Source organism: Salegentibacter sp., assembly GCF_036568425.1.
GTDB lineage: Bacteria > Bacteroidota > Bacteroidia > Flavobacteriales > Flavobacteriaceae > Salegentibacter.
Map to the genome: position 1 here is coordinate 1 of NZ_DATCSO010000009.1, position 3,710 is coordinate 3,710.

At 41.2% G+C, this 3,710-nt stretch carries 3 protein-coding genes and 1 pseudogene; all 4 read left to right on the forward strand.

What is annotated here, in order from left to right; genetic code table 11:
• Positions 1 to 196: pseudogene (locus VIM94_RS01290) on the forward strand (6-phosphofructokinase); the annotation flags it as partial.
• Positions 197 to 214: 18 nt separating this feature from the next.
• A complete protein-coding gene (gene gap, locus VIM94_RS01295) occupies positions 215 to 1,213 on the forward strand; it encodes a type I glyceraldehyde-3-phosphate dehydrogenase (protein ID WP_332037484.1) in 999 nt (332 codons plus the stop codon).
• Positions 1,214 to 1,310: 97 nt separating this feature from the next.
• On the forward strand, positions 1,311 to 2,168 hold the full coding sequence (locus VIM94_RS01300) for a BadF/BadG/BcrA/BcrD ATPase family protein (RefSeq protein WP_332037485.1): 858 nt from the start codon (positions 1,311 to 1,313) through the stop codon (positions 2,166 to 2,168).
• A 52-nt stretch (positions 2,169 to 2,220) separates the two neighbouring features.
• Positions 2,221 to 3,710 (forward strand): YifB family Mg chelatase-like AAA ATPase (locus VIM94_RS01305; RefSeq protein WP_332037486.1); only part of this gene is annotated, 1,490 nt, incomplete at its 3' end.

Here is a 3,710-nt window from a genome sequence, read left to right on the forward strand (position 1 = left end):
TCCAAGTTGTTTTGACCGGGTGCTGGCGAGTAAACTTGGTGTAGGTGCAGTAGAAGCACTTACCGATGGTAAATCCAATATTATGGTTGGAGTACACCATCAAAAAGTGGTTCATGTATCATTGGAAAAAGCGCTTAAGGATAAGCGTGAATTAGACAAAGAGTTAAGAAGGGTGGCGAACATCACTTCGGTGTAAAATTTAAAATTTAAAATTATGAGTACTAAAATTGGAATTAATGGTTTTGGTCGTATTGGGCGAATTGCCTTTAGAATAGCGGCCGAAAATAAAGATGTAGAAGTTGTAGCTATCAATGATCTGCTTGATGTAGATCACCTGGCATACCTGCTTAAATATGACTCCGTTCACGGAAAATTTAAAGGAGATGTGGATGTAAAAGACGGAAACCTTATTGTAAATGGAAATACTGTTCGTGTAACTGCAGAAAGAAACCCTGAAGACCTTAAGTGGGGTGATGTTGGTGCAGATATCGTGCTCGAATGTACCGGGATCTTTACCAGTAAAGATCAGGCACAAAAGCACATTACTGCTGGAGCTAAAAAAGTCGTGATCTCAGCTCCTTCTAAAGATGCGCCTATGTTCGTTATGGGTGTTAACCATAAAGATGTTAAAGCTGAAGATAATATAGTTTCTAATGCATCCTGTACAACTAACTGTCTTGCTCCACTTGCGAAAGTGATTGATGATGAGTTTGGAATTGTAGAAGGATTGATGACTACAGTTCACGCTACTACAGCAACCCAACTAACAGTTGATGGCCCTTCTAAAAAGGACTTTAGAGGAGGTCGAAGTGCGTTACTAAATATTATTCCTGCTTCCACCGGTGCAGCCAAAGCAGTAGGTAAAGTTATACCAAAATTAGACGGAAAACTTACAGGTATGGCCTTTAGAGTTCCAACCGCAGACGTTTCAGCGGTAGACCTTACTGTCCGTACCAACAAATCTGCTTCTTATGACCAGGTGAAAGCTGCTTTCAAAAAAGCTTCCGAAGGTGATTACAAAGGTGTGATTTCTTATACTGAAGAAGCCGTGGTTTCTCAGGATTTTGTTTCTGAAGCAAATACCTGTAATTTTGATGCGGGAGCCGGGATTGCCTTAAACGATAATTTCTTTAAATTAGTGGCCTGGTATGATAACGAATATGGTTATTCTGCCTCAATAATTAAACTGGCGATGCACGTAGCATCATTATAATATTAAATGAAAAAGCCTGAAGAAAAATTGGAACTGTAAGATTTCTAAAATCTACAGCCGTTTTCATCAGGCTTTTTTTTAAATCACACAAAAACAAATGATTTTATTAGCAGACGGTGGCTCAACAAAATGTGATTGGATCTTACTGAATGCCCAGGGAGAGCAGGTTTTTAAGACCAGAACCAAAGGGTTAAACCCAGCGGTATTTCCTGAGTTGGTTCTTGAACAACGAATTGAGGAAAACGCAGATTTACGTGACGTAAAAGATAAAGTAGAAAGGGTTCATTTTTTTGGTGCCGGTTGTGGAACCGAAACACCCCGTAAACTTCTGGAAGATATTTTTACCAACTTTTTTACCAATGCCAATGAGGTTGTCGTAAAAGAAGATATTGTAGCTGCTGTATATGCTGCAACTACAGAACCTGGTATAGTTTGTATCCTGGGTACTGGATCTAATTCCTGTTATTACGACGGTGAAGAAATTAACCAGGTAGTGCATTCCCTTGGATATATCCTTATGGATGAGGCCAGCGGTAATTATTTTGGGAAAAGACTTTTAAGGGATTATTATTATAAGAGAATGCCTACGGAATTGGCGACTATATTTGAACAAAAATATAATCTTGATTCCGATGAGATAAAGAAAAACCTCTATAGAAGGGAAAATCCAAATACCTACCTCGCAAATTTTGCCGAATTTATCTTTACCAACGAGCGTAATGGATATTTCTACAAGCTGGTTCATGAAGGTATTACCGATTTTGTTCATTCCAGAGTCCTTTCATATAAACAAGCGCAGAATGTTCCAATACATTTTATAGGAAGTATAGCTTTCTTTAGCGAAGATATTATTAGGGCAGTAGTTCAGCCATATGGGCTTGAAGTAGGAAATATAGTGCGAAGACCTATTGATGGTTTAATAGATTACTATCGAAATCACGTGTTAAGCGTTTAATACTCAAATCATTTCGTAAATTTTACTAAATTTAAGGAAACAAAATCTTTAAATGCTGGTAAAAGTCTACGGAAGTGCCGTTTTTGGGGTAGAGGCAACCACAATTACCATTGAGGTAAATGTGGCTACCGGCATTGGATACCACCTGGTTGGTTTACCCGATAATGCTGTTAAAGAAAGCAGCTATCGCATAACCGCCGCCTTACAGAATACCGGGTATAAATTTCCCGGTAAAAAAATTATAGTGAATATGGCCCCGGCCGATCTTCGGAAAGAAGGCTCTGCCTATGACCTTACTTTCGCCCTTGGAATCCTTACCGCATCCGGGCAAATCAAAGCCGAAAATATTTCAGATTATTTAATAATGGGGGAGCTTTCCCTCGACGGAAGCCTGCAACCTATAAAAGGTGCGCTTCCTATTGCTATTAAAGCCAGAGAAGAAGGCTTTAAAGGTTTTATACTTCCCATACAAAACGCAAAAGAAGCCGCTGTGGTGAACGGGCTTGAGATCTATGGCGTAGATAATATCATGGAGGTGATCAGGTATTTTGATAAAGGGGAAGCTTTGGAGCAAACCCTCATCGATACCCGTGAAGAATTCTATAAAAACCTGGACAATCCCGATCACGACTTTGCCGATGTTAAAGGCCAGGAATCCATCAAGCGATGTATGGAGATAGCCGCAGCCGGTGGACATAACATTATCCTTATTGGGCCGCCCGGAGCGGGAAAAACCATGTTGGCAAAACGCCTACCCAGTATTTTGCCTCCTATGACTTTGCATGAGGCTTTGGAAACTACAAAAATTCATAGTGTAGTTGGCAGGATAAGAGAAAACGTAGGTTTGATGTCTCAGCGACCTTTCAGAAGCCCGCACCACACGATTTCAGACGTTGCCCTTGTAGGCGGGGGTGCATACCCACAACCGGGAGAGATTTCACTGTCTCATAACGGGGTTTTGTTTCTGGATGAACTTCCCGAATTTAAACGCGGCGTACTGGAAGTGATGCGCCAGCCGTTGGAAGACCGGGAAGTCACTATTTCCAGAGCCAAATTTACGGTAACTTACCCTTCCAGTTTTATGCTCGTGGCCAGCATGAACCCAAGTCCCAGCGGTTATTTCAACGATCCGGATTCTCCGGTGACTTCCAGCCCTGCAGAGATGCAACGCTACCTCAGTAAGATTAGTGGTCCTCTTCTGGATAGAATAGATATTCATATTGAAGTTACTCCTGTGCCTTTTGAAAAACTTAGTGAAGAACGCAGGGGCGAAAGCAGTGTCGATATCAGGAAAAGGGTTACAGCCGCTCGGGAGATTCAGACGCAGCGATTTAAAGAAAATCCCAACGTGCATTACAATGCCCAGATGAGTGTAAGACAAATCCGGGAATTTTGTGATCTGGATGAAGCATCTAAACAACTTCTAAAAACAGCTATGGAACGGCTCAATCTTTCTGCAAGGGCTTATGATCGTATTTTAAAGGTCTCCCGTAGTATCGCCGATTTGGAGCAATCTGAAAATATAGCTGCCAGTCACATTAG